The organism is Roseovarius sp. MS2 (genome assembly GCF_051447875.1).
In the GTDB taxonomy this organism is placed as follows: Bacteria; Pseudomonadota; Alphaproteobacteria; order Rhodobacterales; family Rhodobacteraceae; genus Roseovarius; species Roseovarius mucosus_A.
The window spans coordinates 1-18504 of record NZ_JBKHVF010000003.1 but is presented as its reverse complement, the minus strand read 5'-3'; the positions used below and the strand labels follow the sequence as shown (position 1 = coordinate 18504).

At 61.5% G+C, this 18504-nt stretch carries 14 protein-coding genes and 5 pseudogenes; 2 read left to right on the top strand and 17 right to left on the bottom strand.

The annotated features are described in order from the left end of the window. Positions 1 to 73: 73 nt before the first annotated feature. The 10 genes from ACLGGT_RS20755 to ACLGGT_RS20710 form a co-directional block, all read right to left on the bottom strand. Positions 74 to 1003 (bottom strand): DUF2493 domain-containing protein, encoded by a 930-nt coding sequence (locus tag ACLGGT_RS20755; RefSeq protein WP_437197520.1) that lies wholly within the window; start codon positions 1001 to 1003, stop codon positions 74 to 76. Positions 1004 to 1736: 733 nt separating this feature from the next. Beyond that, positions 1737 to 4364, bottom strand: a complete 2628-nt coding sequence (locus ACLGGT_RS20750; RefSeq protein ID WP_437197518.1) for a S8 family serine peptidase — start codon at positions 4362 to 4364, stop codon at positions 1737 to 1739. Beyond that, positions 4330 to 5352, bottom strand: coding sequence for an AAA family ATPase (locus ACLGGT_RS20745; RefSeq protein WP_074647065.1), 1023 nt, complete (start codon positions 5350 to 5352; stop codon positions 4330 to 4332). The genes ACLGGT_RS20750 and ACLGGT_RS20745 overlap by 35 nt, the downstream gene beginning before the upstream one ends. 231 nt (positions 5353 to 5583) lie before the next feature. Then, positions 5584 to 6165 (bottom strand): rhomboid family intramembrane serine protease, encoded by a 582-nt coding sequence (locus ACLGGT_RS20740; protein ID WP_437197607.1) that lies wholly within the window; start codon positions 6163 to 6165, stop codon positions 5584 to 5586. 149 nt (positions 6166 to 6314) lie between these two features. Then, entirely contained in the window at positions 6315 to 6851 is a 537-nt protein-coding gene (locus ACLGGT_RS20735) for a hypothetical protein (protein ID WP_437197517.1), read from the bottom strand. A 155-nt stretch (positions 6852 to 7006) separates the two neighbouring features. Then, complete coding sequence (locus ACLGGT_RS20730; protein WP_437197516.1) at positions 7007 to 7735, bottom strand: DUF736 family protein; 729 nt, start codon at positions 7733 to 7735, stop codon at positions 7007 to 7009. Positions 7736 to 7859: 124 nt separating this feature from the next. Next, positions 7860 to 8162: a hypothetical protein gene (locus ACLGGT_RS20725; protein WP_437197515.1), complete on the bottom strand. Its 303-nt coding sequence runs from the start codon at positions 8160 to 8162 to the stop codon at positions 7860 to 7862. A gap of 100 nt (positions 8163 to 8262) precedes the next feature. Then, positions 8263 to 8724 carry a DUF6915 family protein gene (locus tag ACLGGT_RS20720; RefSeq protein WP_084615404.1) on the bottom strand — a complete coding sequence of 154 codons (462 nt, stop codon included), beginning with the start codon at positions 8722 to 8724 and terminating at the stop codon, positions 8263 to 8265. 1 nt (position 8725) lies between these two features. Beyond that, positions 8726 to 9112, bottom strand: a complete 387-nt coding sequence (locus tag ACLGGT_RS20715) for a DUF6878 family protein (RefSeq protein WP_437197514.1) — start codon at positions 9110 to 9112, stop codon at positions 8726 to 8728. A 122-nt stretch (positions 9113 to 9234) separates the two neighbouring features. After that, on the bottom strand, positions 9235 to 12519 hold the full coding sequence (locus tag ACLGGT_RS20710) for a strawberry notch family protein (RefSeq protein ID WP_437197512.1): 3285 nt from the start codon (positions 12517 to 12519) through the stop codon (positions 9235 to 9237). Positions 12520 to 12601: 82 nt separating this feature from the next. On the opposite strand from ACLGGT_RS20710, the gene ACLGGT_RS20705 reads away from it, so the two are divergent. Continuing rightward, on the top strand, positions 12602 to 12751 hold the full coding sequence (locus tag ACLGGT_RS20705; protein WP_437197511.1) for a hypothetical protein: 150 nt from the start codon (positions 12602 to 12604) through the stop codon (positions 12749 to 12751). 155 nt (positions 12752 to 12906) lie between these two features. On the opposite strand, the gene ACLGGT_RS20700 is transcribed toward ACLGGT_RS20705, so the two are convergent. The 7 genes and pseudogenes from ACLGGT_RS20700 to ACLGGT_RS20670 form a co-directional block, all read right to left on the bottom strand. Then, positions 12907 to 13491 carry a hypothetical protein gene (locus ACLGGT_RS20700; protein WP_437197510.1) on the bottom strand — a complete coding sequence of 195 codons (585 nt, stop codon included), beginning with the start codon at positions 13489 to 13491 and terminating at the stop codon, positions 12907 to 12909. Positions 13492 to 13596: 105 nt separating this feature from the next. Then, positions 13597 to 13866 (bottom strand): type II toxin-antitoxin system RelE/ParE family toxin, encoded by a 270-nt coding sequence (locus tag ACLGGT_RS20695; protein ID WP_437197508.1) that lies wholly within the window; start codon positions 13864 to 13866, stop codon positions 13597 to 13599. A gap of 15 nt (positions 13867 to 13881) precedes the next feature. Further along, a pseudogene (locus ACLGGT_RS20690) lies at positions 13882 to 13947 on the bottom strand (hypothetical protein); the annotation flags it as partial. A 289-nt stretch (positions 13948 to 14236) separates the two neighbouring features. Further along, positions 14237 to 14900: pseudogene (locus tag ACLGGT_RS20685) on the bottom strand (DUF6927 domain-containing protein). Beyond that, positions 14900 to 15482 (bottom strand): annotated as a pseudogene (locus ACLGGT_RS20680) (regulator). Before ACLGGT_RS20680 ends, ACLGGT_RS20685 begins: the two co-directional pseudogenes overlap by 1 nt. A gap of 74 nt (positions 15483 to 15556) precedes the next feature. Then, positions 15557 to 17525: pseudogene (locus ACLGGT_RS20675) on the bottom strand (ParB/RepB/Spo0J family partition protein). Positions 17526 to 17678: 153 nt separating this feature from the next. Next, positions 17679 to 18066: pseudogene (locus ACLGGT_RS20670) on the bottom strand (DUF3768 domain-containing protein). 194 nt (positions 18067 to 18260) lie between these two features. On the opposite strand from ACLGGT_RS20670, the gene ACLGGT_RS20665 reads away from it, so the two are divergent. Continuing rightward, positions 18261 to 18504, top strand: a 244-nt coding sequence (locus tag ACLGGT_RS20665; protein ID WP_437197506.1) for a glutathione S-transferase N-terminal domain-containing protein, incomplete at its 3' end; no start/stop codon positions are given.

Genomic DNA, 18504 nt, shown 5'->3' with positions numbered 1-18504 from the left:
CCGATCACGCGTGACCGATCGCACGCGCCATGAGACATGACGAAAGGGCCGCGCCAAGCGCGACCCCCTCTCTTCAATCCTGCGCAGTCTTCTTCGCCGGGTCAGCAACCCGCATGACCGTCAGGCCCTTCGCTTCCGCCTTCTGCCCGAGGTTCAGCGCGACCCCGTTGCCTCCGAAGAGAACAACCCCCGTCGCCGCGAACTTGTCGTCCAGCATTTCGTCGTTGCACTTGAACGGTGCCGCCCGCCCATGCGCGGACCAGCGAGGATCAAAGCGCGCCTGCGCGACACCCCGTGCCCGGGCCCAGCGAGCCGCAATCATCTCCGCTCCGTGCTTGCCACCCTTGTGGCAGAGGAAGATCTCCTGGTTGCGGTTCTGCTTGATCCGTTCGCGAACCTTGTCGAGCGTGTTGAAGATCACATCGACATCGGTCCAGTCGGTGGCGCCTGAGACGATCAGGGGCACCCCCTCGACTTTCGACTTCTCGGCGGTTTCGCGATCGTGCTGCTCCAGGAGCTGCCGCGCCTCGAAGACCGCCCCGGTCTCTTTCGCCTGGACGCTTGCGCGCGACCCGGCTGCCGGGATGAAGGCGTGGCCCGTCTCGATCTCGTAGCATTCCGCCGCTGCCTCGCTCATTACCTCGATGGCGCTGACAATCTCGCGCAGCTGCACAAAGCGCGCCTGCGCCTCCTCAATCGCGGTCTCGGCGATCTCCGATCCGTCGTGGGATTTTGCCAGCGCACCGATCTTGTCGGCGGTGCGGTCGACCTCCTTACCGAGCGCCACCTTGCGGCGCTGCAGGATGGTGGCGAGCCCATGGGCCAGCGGTTCGATCTCTGCTTCAAGCCCGGTCCCGCGCAGCTGACCGAGCAAAGCCTCAAAGCTCTCGCGGATGATGCGGTCGGTCAGGATGTGATCTTCCGGGATCGGCAGCTGCGCGTCCTTCTCGGTCAGTCCGAAAAGCTCGATGGTCTCGTAGGTGTTTGCGGTGTCGTAAGCCATGTCTGGTCTCCAGTGTTCGGTTCCTAGGCCACCACGTGAGTGTGGGGGCATGGCCGAATGCCTGGTTTCCGAATCTGCCCGGGTCAGGGACGGCGCAGCCGCCGGCTTGCCGGGCGCAAAAGTTTTCCGTGCGCAACAACCGACACACGCGCACCCTCACGCACGGGACCGCCTCGCGCCAAAGGCTCCGCCCTCGCCGAAAAGTTTTGCGATCCTTGACGCGGGCTGATTTGGGGGCCATCCGGAGGATATGCTTCCGCGCTCATGTGTGTGTGTTTTGACGGTAGGTTTGCCCGACCCGAGCAGGCAAACGGACCAACTGGACGCGGGAGACGGATGGAGCGGCGGGATCGTTTTGGCCTCGGGCCAAAACAGACCAGAGCGCAATCCGGCGGAGCGGCCGGGGAGGGACGTGCTCGCGAGGCGGGCAAACCGGGATGCCAGGCGCGACGCCGCGGTGAGGCCGCATGGCCGAATGCGCGACGGACCGAAGGGCCGTTCTCCCCTGCGACACGCGAAGCCGAGCTGGGGAGGCCGCAAGGCTTAGCCCAAGGTTGATGCGCTGGCGACGCCGCTGCAGACTACACGGATTACTTGTCCAAGCATTCGACGTGATGGGCGGGAATCGGACCTGCGGTTTTTCCGTCGCAGCACTTTGTCATATCCGATGTTCATCTTAAAAAACGTGAGTGTCGTGATCTTTTCAATCTTGCTGCGCCAAATATCTCTACAGCTACTGTGTTTGCCGTATCCTCAAGCGGTTCTCGATTTCTGTGTGGATGTCGTAACGGGTATCAATCGCGAGTTGCAGCGTAACAGCTATCGCGAAGCGGATGTCTTCGTCTGGGCTCAGGCCGCCACCCGAAGAGTCGCTGCATTGTACTCGGATTGGTATGATCGCATCTCCGCCAAATGAGGGGGTCAAGACGCGCGCGTGGGATAGCCGACGGGACCAAACGGTTCCTTTGGCAATAGCATTTGACGTCGGAACGTCACCCTTCATCTTAAGTCGCCATTCGTTATCTGGTTCGTCCCCTTCATCAGCAGCAACGGCCTCAAGGCGTGCGAGCCTGTACCTTGCACGCGCGACATCTATAGGAGAAAACCAAGCAAGTGTGACGAGGAGCGATCTATGCACCCGGTCATTTGACAATGACTGTGGCAACGGCATTTCAAAGACTCGTGCACCATCTTTGCGGACTGTGCCGAGGCCGACCAACGTCGCTCCCTTCGGCGGCCCTTCGCTCATAAGGTCCTCGTTCACAAGGCCATAACCGTATCCAGACAGGACCTCAGCACCGGCATGTTCATGATTCTTGCCTGACGCCATTTGGGAGCTGCGAAGGTCTGCTGCACTTTCTGGCCAACGAGCCCCGTGGACGGTCAGGGTTCGCGTCAGAAGCGCCATGTCGCGTCGAGGGAGTTCTTGTCCTTCATAGGCGCCGTCTGGCCCTGTCAATGCAGCGGCTGCTTGCAAGATGGATCTGGTAGTGAGCGCAGCTGCACAACTTGTGCCACATGCCCATGCTCGTCGGCCAGATACTGCGGACGAATGCGGTGGCGCAGCGACTAGGAGACCGGACGCAGGAAGGGCATTTGCTACCCGAAGGTTTAGATTTCCGCTTATGGAAGAAGCGCGGACGTCATGACGGCCGCCGACTGCTATTACATCGGGTTTGATGGCGCGATATGCTCCAGGACCAGCCGCCGACGAAACCGCTGGAACCACCGATGCTGCGTCATGAACAGCAAGTACGCCAGCTGGCAGAATGCCAGAACCCTTGGCGGCGCTGCTTGTCGAAGCGGCACCAACCGTAAGCACGTTCATGGCTTCTGCTGGAGATAGCAGAGTTCGCCTATGCCGTTGCGCTCGCCGTGCTTCATCCACCATCGCTTGACGAGCCTCGATGGCCGCATCCTCAAATGCGGTGGCGTTGATCCCGGAGACTGTTAAAGCATCGCCAACATTTCCAGCCGATACGACAAAAAGAACGCCGGCTCGATATGCCCACCAGTCAAGCAACCGGGCCAAGGCGCTTAAGCGGCCAGTGAAATGCCCATTCATCACGCCGATGGAGAGATTCACGACGAAAGCATCGGGAGCAATTGGGTTTTGGCCCTCTAACGCCGCAACAAGCGCTGTATGGATCACGTCGACGAATAGGCGACTTTCGGGAGAAACCGCAGTATTGTCATTGTCAACAAGCACGGGAATCGAAATAAGTCTGCTGTCGGAAACTGGTACACCATCAGCGTTCAAATCGCCTCGAAGAATCAACGATGACATTGAGGTAGCATGACGACGCTGCCGAACCTGAGACAGGCGCACAAGATCGTGTACATCCTCGATGTATACGCCATCGTTCAGATCAGGATGTGCCGCAATGGGAGTGCCATCCAGCAGCAGTGCGCGAGCTGGGAGTTCGGGGTCAAATTGAGCGTCACGCCGACTTGCAGGATCATCCCCCGGCCCAGCGTCCCCCGCTTCATCTTCAACCGGTATCGTTTGGGCTATGGTTTGAGGTAAAATAAATTGCAGGCCGTCCAACGTCGCCAGCCCTTCCGGCGCCGCTGGATTGTTCAGCATCTCTCGGACCGCACCAGCGGGCATCGATGCCAGTAGAGCGTCGTAAACAAAATCGATTTCGGAGATTATGCTACGTGCAATTATGTTGCCCCCGAAAGCTTCAACCCGCGCTTGAGCCTCTCGTCGCCACTGATTTCGGCGCTCATCACTGCGCGTTGGCCAAATCTCGAGCTCGAGGTTCACGGCAACTTCGTCGTCGAAGGGCAAGCGATCACGAATGATCTCTCGTGCCTCAAGTGTCAAACGATCTGCTGGTCCCCAAGGACGGAGTTCAGCCAAAAGGTCGAAGAGATTACGCCAAGGAGTTTGACCGTCCGGAAGATCTTCACCTCGCCTGTAAGTTCGCCAAAGCCGACGTAAGGTCTGCAATGAGCCTTCAGTGGGCATCGTTGCATATAGAGTTGGATTTGCGAACTCGATTCCATCGATTGGCATCCTGCCAGGGAGTGCGTAATCGTCTTCGAGGTCGACCTCCGTAAGCACTTCGATACCTGCATCGCGCGCAACCCGAATAAGATTTGCGATTGGAACGGCAGAGACAAACACCATCGCGCGCTCGGGCGCTATTCCGGCAGGATCCGCCCGAAGCGAGACAGCGGCATCCTCGCCTTGAAAAGCTTGATCTAGGCGTGAGAATTCTCGTCCAAAGCGCTCAGCCTGAACCGTGTGACCACCTGCGGCACCCCGCGGACGGGGCATTTTGGGTGGAGAACCTTTGATACGCTGTGTCGGCCGCTCTCTAATCGGAAGGGGGAGGATCGGTCGCTCGGTCATGGGAATCACTTTCTGGTGCTCGGCCGGAATGGTTGTGCCAGGCACGTATTCGATCGTTGATCAATGTTCTCAATGTTATGCGTCCCTGCGCAAGAGCCCAGCGACGATGTAAATCATGGAAAAAGGTCTCGGCTTCCGAAAAGCTGAGCGGCGCTACCGCCTCTCTGAGACGCTTCGGCGTATATCCGGCCGGACCATCGAATTCCCGAAGCCGCTCAGCAAAATAGGTCGTCATGTGCTCATCATCTGGGCGATCAAGCGTCAGACGGATTTCGAACCTGCGCCAAGTCGCGCGATCCAGTAGCTCGGGATGGTTGGTGGCTCCAACCAGAACGCAGTAGGATGGGAGATCGTCAAGCTGCAGCAACAGCGAAGTGACCAGTCTCTTTATTTCACCGGTTTCGTGCAAGTCGCCTCGTTCTTTGCCGATCGCGTCAAACTCGTCAAAGAATAGGACGCAGGGTTCGGTTCGGACATAGTCGAAAAGCCTCCGGAGTCTTTGAGCGGTTTCACCGAGGTAGCTGGTGATGACCGCGTCATATCGAACGACGAACAATGGCAAGGCAAGCTCAGAAGCTATGGCCTCCGCCAACGACGTTTTGCCGTTGCCGGGCGGACCAACAAGCAGCAGCCGATGCCGGGGTTCAAATCCATGTGCCCTTAGTACATCAGCGCGCGCCTGCTCTTCGATCAGTTCAAGGCACGCATTTCGGTTTGCTTGGGTCAGATAGAGCTGAGACAACGCTCGCTCTGGATGGCGGCGATCAATTCCGCCCGAGCCATCTCGAACTCTTGGGCTGCCGTTGGCCGGGCGTCCAGGAATGTTGGAGACAGGCGCAGCAGAAACCGCTTTGGCAATACGATCAGCGACGCCAGTGTGTTTCTTCGCGCGCTCCTCAGCCGCAATGGCTTCGGCGGTAACCCGGACGGCATCCTGGTTACCGGAAACTCCGGCCTTTACAAGTTCGACGATCAGCTCGCTGCGCACAAATTTCTCCAGTCCGGCCCTCGACCGATTTCGTACTTTTATGACGGATTCAAGAGATTGTCACCCGATTACGCATTTTTCTTTCCGCAAGGCTCTTGCCTACGCGAGGCATCCTTCTTGGGCAATGCCGCGTCCACATCATCGTTGAGAGTATGAACGACCGTTTCGCCGGAGCCTCACCGTAGCGCGCCGGTAGTTCATTAGTGGCCGCTCAATGCCTAGCGTACGGCTTCAGTCCAGATCGACGTCGCCCAGACGCGGCGCATGGACATGCGTTCGGACAAGAAATGCAGCGGCCGCGCCGGCCAAAGCGCCGAACAGATGAGCCTCCCACGAGACGCCAGGCTGACCCGGAAGAACGCCCCAGAGAATGGAGCCGTAGAGCAAACCGACCACCAGTGCCGCGCCCAGCGTGATCAGTGAGCGATCCACGAGGCCGCGCGCGACGAGGAAGCCAAACCAGCCGAAGACGAGCCCTGACGCGCCGATATGGATGGCCGAGCTTCCGAACAGCCAGACAAGACCGCCGCCGAGGCCGATCACCACGGCGTTCACCGGCAGCAAGGCTCGCGTGGTCGTTGCCACCAGCAGCCCACCCATCACCAATAGCGGCGGCGTATTGGCCATAAGGTGCGCGAAGCTTCCATGCAGGAGGGGCATGGTGATGACACCATCCAATCCGCTTACGTGCCGGGGGATCAGGCCGAAGGCCGGGTTCAAGCCGTAACCGATGATCCAATTGAGGAGGTGAACCGCCCAGAGCAGTGCGACAAAGGCGACAAGCGCCGCGGCGCGCCGCAAGAAAGCGCGCATGTGATCCCGTTTCATCATGTTGGCGACAGTAGACGTCCCCACAGCGCCTTCAACAGCTTTCGCGCGCTGCACAGGGTGCCCCTTCCGGGAAAGGGGGGTTTGAGGCGGCCAACCTCGGTACGGCTCAAGCCAGGAGAATCGCTTCGATCTTACACCGTGTTCCCCGGTCGCAGCGGCATGATTTCACGCTCGGGGCGCTTCAGGGCTTCGGCGTATTTGCGGGCATTGTCATCGATCGTGCTGTGCCACAGCTTCGAGACAAACGCCCGAGCGTCTTGGACCGTCATATCGTTCAGCGATGAGGACAACGCCATGAAGAGCTCATCCTCGCTGATCGCGGCGGCGCTATGCATGGCGTCCGCGTAGAATTCGGGATCGTTCAGAACTTGCTCGCTTAGCGGCATCCGCGCGAGGTTTTCCTCCGGGATCGCCATGAAGATCGTGTCCTGCAGGTCGGTCAGATACGCACGCCGCGAGGTGGATACCGACTTTCCTGCTGCCTTGGCCTCTAGATATGCCTGCCGGTTCTTATCGAGCTTCGCCGTCGCATGGGACATGATGACGGCGCGCTGTTGGGCGGGTAGCGCAAATCCGGTGCAGCGCTCGATATGAGTGAGGAGATCTTCAACCTCTACCTCAACATCAAAGCTCTCGAACCATGAAACCGTCCCCGATCTAACCGCCACGCGCCCGCCCTCGATATTACGTTAATATATTATTGTATCACATTTGCACCTGATCGCAAGCGGGTGGCGTCCTTCACGCAAACGGACATGGAAAAAGGGGAACCGTGATCCCACGGCTCCCCTTTCGGTTCAGATCGTCTCCCCCCACGCGCCGATTAGGCGACTAAGGAGAGCCCCGCGCCTGCGTCCTGCGGCTGCTCACCGCTGTCGATGAACGGGATGATCGAGAAGGTCTGCCCGCCGCGCTGTTCTTCGTTCTGCACGGCGTTGACGCGCAGATCGCCATCGGGCGTGTTGATCAGCAGCGACAGGTAGTCATTGCCCGTGCGGCTGCTTTTCGCCATCCACGCCGAGCCGACGCGGATCGGTGTGCCCCGGGGCGAGCTGACCTCGATCCGGTAATCCGGGTGGGTCTCCTCGGATTTGTAGCTGTTCTCGATCAGCATGAACTCCAGATCGAACATCATGTTGGCGATGTAGCCGGTGAAGGCGTTGTCGGCGTCCATGGCGGTGAGCTCGCCCGAGATCGAGCCGGATTTCATCAGGCCGTTCGAGACCAGCGGGATGATCTCGAACGCGCCGCTTTGGGCCGCACGCGCCTCTTTCGTCTGCACTGCGTTGACCCGGAACGGGCCGAGGCCGACATCGATCTGCATCGAGATGTAGGGGTTGCCGCTGGTATTGCCGGTCTCGTTCCAGGCCGTGCCGATACGCACCTTGCGGCCTGATTTGTTGACTGCCGTCACGTCAAAATCCGGGCTGCGTTCAGACATCTTGGCCCGTGCCTCGAGCTGGATGGCGATGTCAAAGCGCGTCGAGTGGATCATGCCGGTGTACTCGGCGGCTGCGGTCTCGACATTGCGGGTGAGGGTTCCTGCGAACATAGGATGGTTCCTTTTGGATTGGCCGGTGCCTGACGTCCTTGCCAGCGCATCCGGGATTGCTTTCTCGACCCCTTGAGGGATCACAAATCAGAAAGCCTGCTTTCCTTTCAGCTCCGCCCACGGGTCAGAGCTGCCGTCCGAGTGGGAATGCCCCCGCGCCTCCGGGTGCTGCGCCCCTCCCCTGCCCGTCTGGTCTTGATTGGCTGCCCGGATTTTCCGCGCTGTCCTCCGATCGCGCGATGAAGAACTCCGCCTCTTTTCCGTTCAACCGGTGCCCGCTCCGGTCGGTCAGGCCGATGCAGCTACCGTTCGGCTGATAGGTGATCAGGTACTGACCGAGCCTGTCCTTGTGGACAATGTAGCCGGTATTGGCCCAATGCACGGTCTGGCCGGCATCGACGGCCGCCTTGATGTCATCGAGTGTCATGGCGTCCTCCTTACGAAGAATGGTGGGGAAACGACGCAAGAAGCCCGGTCGTCCAACCGGGCTTCCATGCAGCATTCGTTTGGCAAACGACCGAGATCTGTCAGGCACCTTGCGCGGCTTGCGTCGCGCGTGCCGCCATCCAATCCTTCAGGCCAAGAACCGTTCGTCCGGCGGCGACCTCGGAGGCCCAGGCAACCCTTGGGTCGCCGCAGGGCTCATCGCCAGAATGCCGGTCGATATGGCCATTGGCCATCCATGGCTCAGGCTGGATCCGTCGCAGCCAGTCCGCCATGCTCGGAATGCGGCCCTGACAGTCTTCGCGGACATGCTGCTCGCCGATCCAGCGCACGGGGATTTCTCGACCAGCGCTATTGGTCAGGGTCAGGCCGAAGACACGTTCGGCCTCGAACAGGCCTTGAGCGTGGTGGCGCATGGCTCGGTGCGTGAAGAGCGCGAGATGCTCTTTCGAGGCATCGAACCAATCGTGCACAGCCTGATAGTCAGACGGCACCCCGCCGAATTTCCGGGCAGAGCTTTCGGCATGATGAAGCGGATGGGCCATCTCAAAGACCCTCGACATAGCTGTGCGAGCATTCGACATAGCGGTCGGCATGATCCAAGGTGATACTGTCGGCGGTGATGTCCCAGGACAGCGTGCCGTAGCCGCCCTCGTTGTTTTCGAACCCCGGGTGATGATGATAGGCGAGCGACCAGGCGAAGTCGCCAACCTCTGTGGCAAGCGGCTCAGGCAGTTGGACCTCTGCAGGCTGCACCGTCACATCCTCGACATTGCCGGAGTCGCCATAGCCTTCGTATTCGGCAGTGACCTCGCTGATGCCAAGCGCACGTAGTTGCGCGAGCAGCTCCGTTCGGGATGCCTTCAAGGTGGTTTCGCGCTCCGCGCGCCACTGAGCCGCCATTGCGGCATAATCGATCTGGGGATTGGTCATGGGTCTGTCCTCTCGTCTGAATTTGGGGGGACCGGGCGTGGCATTGGTCTGCGCGCGCCCGGAACGCGCAGACCGGTGAAATCCAGATCCGCGACGCCCGGCCCACAGCCCGCTTTGACTTTTCAGGCGGCTTGTTCTGCAGCTCTAGCGGCTCCCTGCCCAACGATCCGGGCCAGAATTCCCCTCGTGTCGATCCCATCCCCATGCGGCAGGAACACCCGTAGCTGGAAGGCGATGATCTCGGTGAAGCAGCCGAGGGCCTTGAGGCCATCAATCATGCCCCTGTCCACGCCACACAACTCAAGGCGCATCTCGCCTGCGACCCGGCGACGGGTCAGGGTCAGACCCCGGCCCAGATCGACAGGTGCGGTGGTGCCGAGGGCGGCGGTCAACATCTCCTGCGGCGTTTGCGGATTGGAGACGAGGAAGCGGACGCACAACGCTGCCGCCCCTTCCTCGCTCAGCGTGCGCCCGATCATCGCCGTCGCCCCGTCAGGCGTGACCCGGTAGATGCGTTCATTGGTGGTCGGAATGTCCTTCCAGATCGGCAACAAGAGCCCAGTCAGCAGGTAGAGCTTGGTCGTGGTGGTTTTTGGCAGGGACGCAGCCTCGGCATCCCAAAGCCTTGCGAACTCAGGCCTTCCGATATCTTCCCAGGCCGAGGACTCGAACCGCGTCTCCTCCAGATAGCTCGACCCGTTTGGCCTCACCGCCTTGCGCATCATTGTGACAATGTCCTCGTCATACATTTGCATGGGACGCGCCGAGATCAGCGCCGCCCGACCGGAGGCGCGATTGACCATGGGTAGCTTGTCCGGATTGCGCGACATGACCTCTTCGGCGCCCAGCACATACACTGGGTCGGTCACCTTGAGCCCAATGATTCGCGTCACGGCGCCGGATTTCGGGCAGGTCCAGAGATCCTCTGTGGAGACCTGTTCGATCTTTTCGCCACGCAGGGTTTCCACGCCGAGATCGAGCGTGCCCGCCGCGCGCGCGCGTTCGGTCTGATCAGCGATCCGGCGCATGAACTCGGCAAAGAGTGCGTTCTGCATGTGGATGGGAAGGGCAAGCACCCGGTTGAGAAACCGCTGGATCGGGGGAAGCTCCTCGAGAAGCACCCCGTCCTTGTCGATCAGCCGCAGGGCGGTCCAATCGGTGAAGCTCTCGTAGCTCATCGCCTCAGCGCGCCCGGCGGCAAGATCGGCGAAATACCCACGCAGCGCCGCCCGCGCGATCGGGCTTTCGAGATTGTCCTCCTCCCGGAACATGCCCTGCGAGCCGGTCTCGCGCTGACCCTTGGTCAAGGCCCCCAGCTGGTCGAGGCGTTTGGCTATAGTCGAGGTGAAACGTTTTTCGCCATGCACATCCGAGGTGCAGACCCGGAAGAAGGGCGCGCTGACCTGAGCCGAGCGATGCGTGCGCCCGAGCCCCTGGATGGCCGCATCCGCGCGCCAGCCGGGCTCCAGAAGATAGTGCCGCCGCCGTTTCTGGTTCTTCGCCGTTTGCGCCGCGTGATAGGACCGGCCCGTACCGCCTGCATCGGAGAAGATAAGGATATCCTTCTCGCCGTCCATGAAGGCTTGGGTTTCGGATGAATTGCTGCTGGCGGCGCGCTTTTCGATGAAGAGATGACCATCCTCGGCCTTGAGGGGCCGGATGGACCGCCCCGTGACTTCTGCGACGGCCTCGTCGCCAAAAGCCCAGAGGATCTGATCGAGCGCCGAGGGGATCGGGGCCAGCGTCATCAACTCCATCATGGCCGCATCGCGCAGGGCGAGCGCCTCGCGCGAGACGACCAGCGCGCCAGTTTCATCGCGGAGCGGCTCGGCCACCATATTGCCATCGATCTCCACGAGCTTTTGCGCATGGATCGGGAAGGCCTGTTCGAGGTAGCCCAGTACGTAATCGCGCGGCGTTAGCGCGCCCTCGACGAGTTCATCCTCCGGGTCCATCGCCTCAAGTCGGCGTTTGAGAAGGCTCTCACCTGTCGAAACAACCTGGATGACGCAAGCCTTGCCCGCCGCCAGATCGTCCTTGATGGCGTGGATAATGCTTGGAGCCTTCATGCCCATCAGGAGATGGTTGAAGAAGCGCTGTTTCGTGCTCTCGAAGCGGGACTTGGCCGAGGCGCGTGCGGCCGAGGCATTGGTCTCACCAGAGGCGTCGTTGACGCCGGTCGCAGTCAACGCGGCTTCGAGATTGTGGTGGATCGTCCGAAACGCACCCGCGTAGGCGTCATAGACCTCGATCTGGGCCGGAGTGAGCGCGTGTTCGAGCACGTCATACTCCACGCCATCAAAACTGAGGGCACGCGCTGTGTAAAGCCCGAGCGTCTTGAGATCGCGCGCGACCACCTCCATGGCGGCAACGCCGCCGGCTTCCATCGCCGACACAAAGCTCTCGCGGCTCGGGAAGGGATATTCGGGGCCCTGCCCCAGAGCCCCAGCCGCGCGCATAGGCCAAGTTGTGCACGCTCGTGGCGCCCGTGGCCGAGATGTAAAAGACGCGGGCGCGCGGGGCCGCGAGTTGCAGCCGCAGGCCCGCAAGGCCCTGCTGCGAGGGTTTGACCCCCCTGCCCTGCTCGGACCCGGCGGCGTTCTGCATGGCATGGCCTCGTCGAAAGCCAGCACGCCATCGAAGTCTTCGCCCATCCACTCGAGGATCTGGCTCAGTCGCGTGGTACCGCATTTGCCCGCGGACCGCAGCGTGGCGTAGGTGACGAAGAGAATACCGTCACCCATAGGGACGGGCTGGTCCGGTTTCCATTTGGAGAGCGGCTGAATGTCGGCGGGCGAGCCGCCGAGATCGGTCCAGTCGCGGATCGCGTCCTCGATGAGCGTCGCGGATTTGGAAACCCAGATCGCCTTCCTGCGCCCGGCCAGCCAGTTCACCAGAATGAGCCCGGCGCATTCGCGCCCCTTGCCGCAGCCGGTTCCGTCCCCGAGGAAATACCCGAGGCGATAGGCACGTGCGTCCGGGTCATCATCGACGCGCGTCAGCTTGGTTTGGTCCTCGTCGATGGTGAAGCGACCGGGCAGGTCGCGCCCATGGGCATCATGCGCCATGATGATGGTCTCGAGCTGTGCCTCGGAAAGATCTCCCTCCTCGATCAACCGTGCGGGCAGGCGCAAGTCATCACTGCCCGTGTTTGAGGGCATGGGCGGGGCAACCGAGGCCATGGCGATGCTTTCGACAAGCGGCGTGGGATGTTCCTGCGCACCCGCGATCTCGATCCGCTGCGGGCGGTAGCGCGCATAGATGTCCGAGACGGGCGTGTTGTCGCGCGGGGTCTGAAAGCTTGTGAAGCTGAGCGGGCGGACGGCATTCGCCGGGGTTTGGTGACGGCGAAAGGCGCACCGGCGGTCTTCCGCGGGGCAGATGAGGGAACAGTCGGCCGCCCGCAAGGGATCGCTGCCGCCTGTTGTACGGGGCGCGCCTCGGCCGGGTTGCGGCCACGGCGTCGACAAAAGGAAGGGCTTCATCCAGGTGCTGAACCGTGGCGCGGATCATCTCGCCGTCTTTCTGCACCTTGTCGAAGACCATGAGCTGGGTTTCGACCGAGGTGCCGAGCTTGCGGTAGACCTGCCCCGGCATCGTCAACGCCAATCGCGGCGTCATGAGACCGCAGGCGCGTGACCAATTTGCAGCATCGCGTTCGGGCGCGAACCCCGGCGGCATGATCGCCACCAGCCGCCCGCCATGCGCGAGACGCTTTGCAGCCGCAATGAGATGTTTGGCGGCGATGTGCTTGTCGCGGGAGCGATCGACCGAGGAGGCGAAAGGCGGGTTTATCACCACGATGTCGGGTAGAACCGGCGTCTGCAGCAGATCGTCGATATGCTCGCCGTCATGGCCTGTGACCTCGCCGCCGAAAACCGCGCGCAATAGGCTTTGGCGAAAGGGGTCGATCTCGTTGAGCAAAAGCGTGGCACCGGCCCGGGCGGCGAAAGCTGCCAGGGCACCGGTGCCAGCCGAGGGCTCCAGCACGGTCTCGCCTTGCGAACGGCTGCCGCCCGCAAGGCCAGCGCCGCAAATGGCAGCGGCGTGGAAAACTGCTGTAGCCGGATCTGCTGCTCTGACCGGCGGGTTTCCGTAAGGAGACGTGAGGCGAGGAGTTTTGCGTTGGCGATGTCTGCTGTGGCACCGGCCCCACGCAGAAGCACCTGGATGGCCGCTGCCTGCATCATGTCATAGGCCATGCGCCAGTCCCAGGCGCCACCGGCATCGCTGCCATGAAACGTCTCGCGCATGATACGCGCGAGCGCTGAACTGCGCAGGGGCTGGTCATCGACCTCCGTGCCGATTTGCGCGAGGGCAGAGGTGAGGTTAGCGTCGGATTCAACAGGATTGGGGAGCGTTGAGCGGGGCTTGGACATGGGGATTTCCTTTGGATCAGGGTCTGAGTTCCAAAGGACAAAAGCCCGCTCTACACTTTGAAGGCGTAGAGCGGGCAATTTCTTAGCGGGGGGCCTGCACCCCGATCATGGCCACTGCTGCGCAGCATGAAGAACGCGCAAAATGGTCACCATCTCAGGGCCTTCAACATAAACCACGATGTAGTTTGGCCGAACAACATCTCCCGGGTCCCATCGACACGGCCGCACGATACATTTGAGGCGTTCTGGAAGAAGGACGTCTGTGTTCAATCTCATCTTTGAGAACTGGGCGGCATCCGGGTTGTCGTCGGAAATGTAGTCAATGATTGCCAGCAAGTCGGCGATGGCCGTGGCTTTCCATTCAAGATTTGGCAAGGCGCTTCCCGTCAATCAACGCCTGGGCGTCTTGCATCGCCTTGGCATGGGCGTTGTGGGCCTAGGATCGTCCAGCGCTTCCTGTACCTTCGCCCGGAACCAGGCTCATAGGCATCCGGATCAGAAGTCAATCCGGCAGGCAAGCCGCCTTCTGCGGCCACGCGGGTCAGAAGAATACGCACCGCGTCGGAGAGCGTCAGACCGACGCCCGCAAGTGCGTCCGAAGCCTGTGCTTTCAGCTGATCGTCACACGGACATGAAGCATGGTGTTTGGGCAGGCATGGATGTCCTCCAGTTGATGGGAGTGATGTATCTCATTGAGATACGAATTCAAGTCGGCAGTATGCGCGCGCGTGGTCCCGTGTGTGTCTCAGCGGAAACTCAGCCACCTGCCCGCCAGGTACTCCGCCAGCACAGGACTGGCCTCGCCTTTTGCGGAGCTGAGCAGCTCCGAGCCCGCAAGCGAGGCCTTCGACAGGCGTACGAGCCCGCCGGTTTCCTCGATGGGTAGCAGCGGCGTTTCTGCCGGCCCCGCTGTAGTGCGTCGCGGTGACGATCTGGCAGGTGCTGCCATCGGTGAGCGTCACGGGCGCGGCGAGCCTGATCTTGTCGCCTTCCTGGTAGTCCGGGATCGCAGCCCAATCCCGGCAGCGCTGGCGCCAGTCATGGGCGTAGCTGTCGAGATCTTTTCAGGTCGGAGAGGAGCTCGATCAGCCCAAGGGAGCACGCGACTCGTTCGGGCCAGCGCTTTCCTCCATGTCCTTGTAGCCCCAGCAGCCGTCATCGTATCGGGTGAGGAAGACAGCTCCGAAAGTGATGGAGCCATCCGCATCGGTGACATAGGTCGCGTCCTCGACAGGGGTGCCGTCGCGATTGGTGACCCTAGCCGCTGCATACCAGGTGGAGCCGACCTTACAGGCCTTGACCAGTTCGGTTTTGCGCGTGTCGCCCTCAAAGGTGCAGAGCCGGGCAATCTCCGCTTTCTCGTCCGCGTAGGTCTGGACGCGGCGATCGGTGTAGAAGAGCCATCCCATTATGCCGCCCTCCGGTCATCGATTTCCATCAATGCATCGAGCGGCACGCGGTAGGGCTGCATGGCGTCGAAATCCTCGCAATTGCCGCAGTTCTGCACGACGCGAGGTATCGCAGGCATCCTTGAGGATGACCCGGAAGGTGCCGCCGAGGCCCGAGGCACCTCGTAGTTCCGCCGATGAGATAGTCCGAGGCCCGGCGCACGAAGACGCGGATGCTTTGGCCATCGGTGGCGAGCCGGATGGCCCCTGCCCCCGGTCGATGAGCACCTGCACACGTCCAGGATGTCCGTGTAGAACTGCCAGTCAGATCACGAAACGCCATGCGGCGCTGCGCCATCCAGTCAGTGTCGCGAAACGGTTCATGCCGTCGGCGAAGGCGAAGGAGGGATCTGCCTGCTCGGTCGTGACGATGCGGGTTGTCGTGCCATCGATGCCGTTTGAGCGCAGATGCACACCATTGCCGACGATGAGGATCAGGCGGCCTGTCCACGGGCCCGTTCCAGTTGGGCAGGAAGGTTTGCAGGCGCGCGCATGGGCGATCTGCGCCGCAACAGCGGAGGCAGAGAACTTGAGAATAGCCATGGGGATGTCTTTCTGTTCGGTGTTGGAAGATGGACCCGCGCGGGCATTGCGCCTCGCGCGGGTCGCGTGAGGACTCAGGCCGCTTGCGCGATCTCGCTGTCAGGCTCCGGGGTTTCCGCAGTGGGCTCCGCGTCATCAAAAGCGACACGGCGGTCTGCATCATCGGCGGGCACCAGGCGGCCACGGCAGCGCGCTGCGCGTCCGTGAGCGTGGCGAAGGGCTCGGCGAAGAGCTTGTCGCAGAAGGCGACGATCTCCTCTTGCTCGACGAGGCCAGCGTCACCGCCTCCTGGGCCAGGCCAATCCTCGCGAGGATCTTCAGGAGCCAGGCCTTCTTGAAGCGTTGAAGAGCGCCGCATTCGGCGTCCAATGGCGGGATGTCGGGCATGATCTCGATCTCGAAGTCATGCATCAGGCTGTCGCGCTGGCGGTCCCGTGCGAAGCAGGACTGCGTCGTGCTGGCGGTCGCATAGGCGACGAGCTTGGCCTTCTCGCCTGCCTCCAGCGCGCGGAACGCCGCGAACTGATCGGCAGGGGACCGGGTGTCATCGAGCCAGGAGAGGTCCAGCGCATCATGCGCCGCCGCCACCTGCTCGAGCGAGGTCTCGTCGATCTCGTCCATTTTGGCATGGCTGCGGTATTCCTTGCGGGCCTCGATCTTGATCGCCTGCGTGACACTCATGCCGCTGGCCAGAACGTCACTGACCAGCTTGAAGAGCGTCAGATCGAGCGTGGCCTCCGGATGCAGCGCCATCGCGGCGCCGAGGGCCATGGCCCGCTCGGTCTTGAGGTCCTCGGCCAGTGAGGCAGGATAAGTGATTTCGCCGGCGTCCGTGCCTCCTCCCCCGTCGGGTTGACCGACGAGCCGCGCGCGCCTTCCACTTTCACGGTGTCCTCGGGCGGACGAGGCCAACATGGAGCGTGACCTGCCCACCCTGCCACGACGCGATCACCCCGGACCGCGCGAGGTCCTCGGCGCTGTAGGCCTCCTGCAGATCGCGCACTTCTTCTTCCAAGGCGTCCACGCGCTCGTAAAGGGCATTGTAGGCACCGTCCTCGAGCCCTTCATCCTCCATCTCGAGCTGCAGCTTCTCGAGTTCTGCGGTGATCTCATCGATGCGCTTCTGGGCCGCTTCATCCGGCTCAATCGGGCTGGGATAGACGCGGCCATAGTCCGCCATGGTCGCGTAATCATAGCGGACCATCGCATCGGCCCAGGCAAAGCCCAGCCTCATACGGGCCTCTTCGGCGGCGGCACCGAGCTTCTCGAGCAGGATGGTCTCGACCAGTGCTGCATCCTCAAGCACGGAATGCTCTTCCAGAAGGTCAGCCGCGACAGCACCGCCCCGCGCCTCGTAGTCCGCGCGCACAAAGGCCCCAATATCATCGCTGACCTGCACGCCGCGGGATTTGAGGGCCTGACGGACGGTGTAGGCCTGCAGATAGCCGCCGTCTTTCGTGAGCGCCTCGAAGACCTCGCGCTGCGCCTCCTGGCTCGGGTGCTCGGCGAAGGCCTTCATCGTGTCGAGCGTGATCACCTTGCCCCGGGCTGCGGCGCGGATGTCGGGGTGGATCAGGCCATAGCGCAACCGGCCTTTCACGGCGGCCACCGTGGTGCCGAAGGTCTTTGCGATGGTCTCGGGCGTCTGGCCGTCGACCTCCATCATCCGCGCGAAAGCCTCGAACTCGTCAATGGCGTTCATCGGCGCCTGGGTAATGTTCTCGCGAGCGACAGCGCCGTGGTGACGTCGCAGTCGTCTGGGACAAGGCGACAGTCGACCTTGGTTTTCGCAGTGAACCCTTGGTGGCCTTGTCGGCGGATCAGCTCCTTCAGCGCGCATGGCGCGGCCACCGGCAAGGACAGCGTATTTGCCGTCAAGCTTCTGGACCAAGAGCGGCTGGAGCAGGCCCAGCACAGCGATGCTGGCCTTCAGATACGCGATGTTCTCGGGGTCATAAGTTTCCGGCGCGTTGCTGCGCACGTTGGCTGGATGCGGGACCAGATCGCCGATGGCGACGGTGAGAGGGCAAAGCTTGTGGTCATGGGATATCCTTCCAGGTGGGTGAGATGCGGCCCGCGCGCTTGCGCGTGACCAATCCCGGCTTCAGGGATCACCAAGACAAAAGGCCCACTTTCCCTTTGAGGGGTCAGTGGGCCTTGAGTTTTCAGATCGGCACTTTGGGAAGCCCTCCTACCCTACCAGTCACGCGCCAGCATGATGGTCAGCACGCGCATGGTTGTGGCAGGATTGTCCGGGTCTCGGCCCCGTAGCGGAAATCCGAATCTGCCTCATAGAGATCGATTTTCCAGAACACGGTCTCGCCCGGATCTCGACCGCGCCAAAATCGTGCCATCCCTCGGGATCATTCTCAGGCTCGAATGTACCGAACGCACCGGTTGCCTTCACCGCCTCGGCCATGAAGCCGTCACCGGCCTCCATAAGCGAGCGGGCGACATGCATTCGGCCCTGGGTGGGCTGCGCGGGCGCCACCCCAAGGCACGCGAGCTTGCGAAACGCGTCGTTCTGTGTCGCGATCACGGTCGGATCTGGACGGTCTGGCTGGGTTTGGACGGTCATGGACATGTGGATCTCCTTTGAGAAGTTGAAACACCCTTCTCAAAGCCCGCTTTTTCTTTTCCGCCCGGCGGAGGAACCCGGTCCAAACCTGCCCGAACCAAACAGTTCCAATAGTCCGCTCTGCGGACCTTGCAGCCACTGGACCTCATGCTTTCGATGGCGGCTTTTTGCACGGATACTTGTTATGGTAGGAGGCGTAGATGGAACATTCAGTTATTCTTCGCGGCTATCGCTACAGTGTTTACAACCGCATTGCGCGCGTCGTGCTGCACGAAAAGGGCGTCGCGTACGAAACTGACGAGATTGATCCTTTCGCACCGGATGTCTCGGAAGACTATCTCAAGCGCCATCCTTTTGGTCGGGTGCCTGTTCTGAGCCATGGTGAGTTTGATGTATTCGAAACTTCCGCAATCTCTCGGTACGTAAATGCGGCCTTCGGGGGAC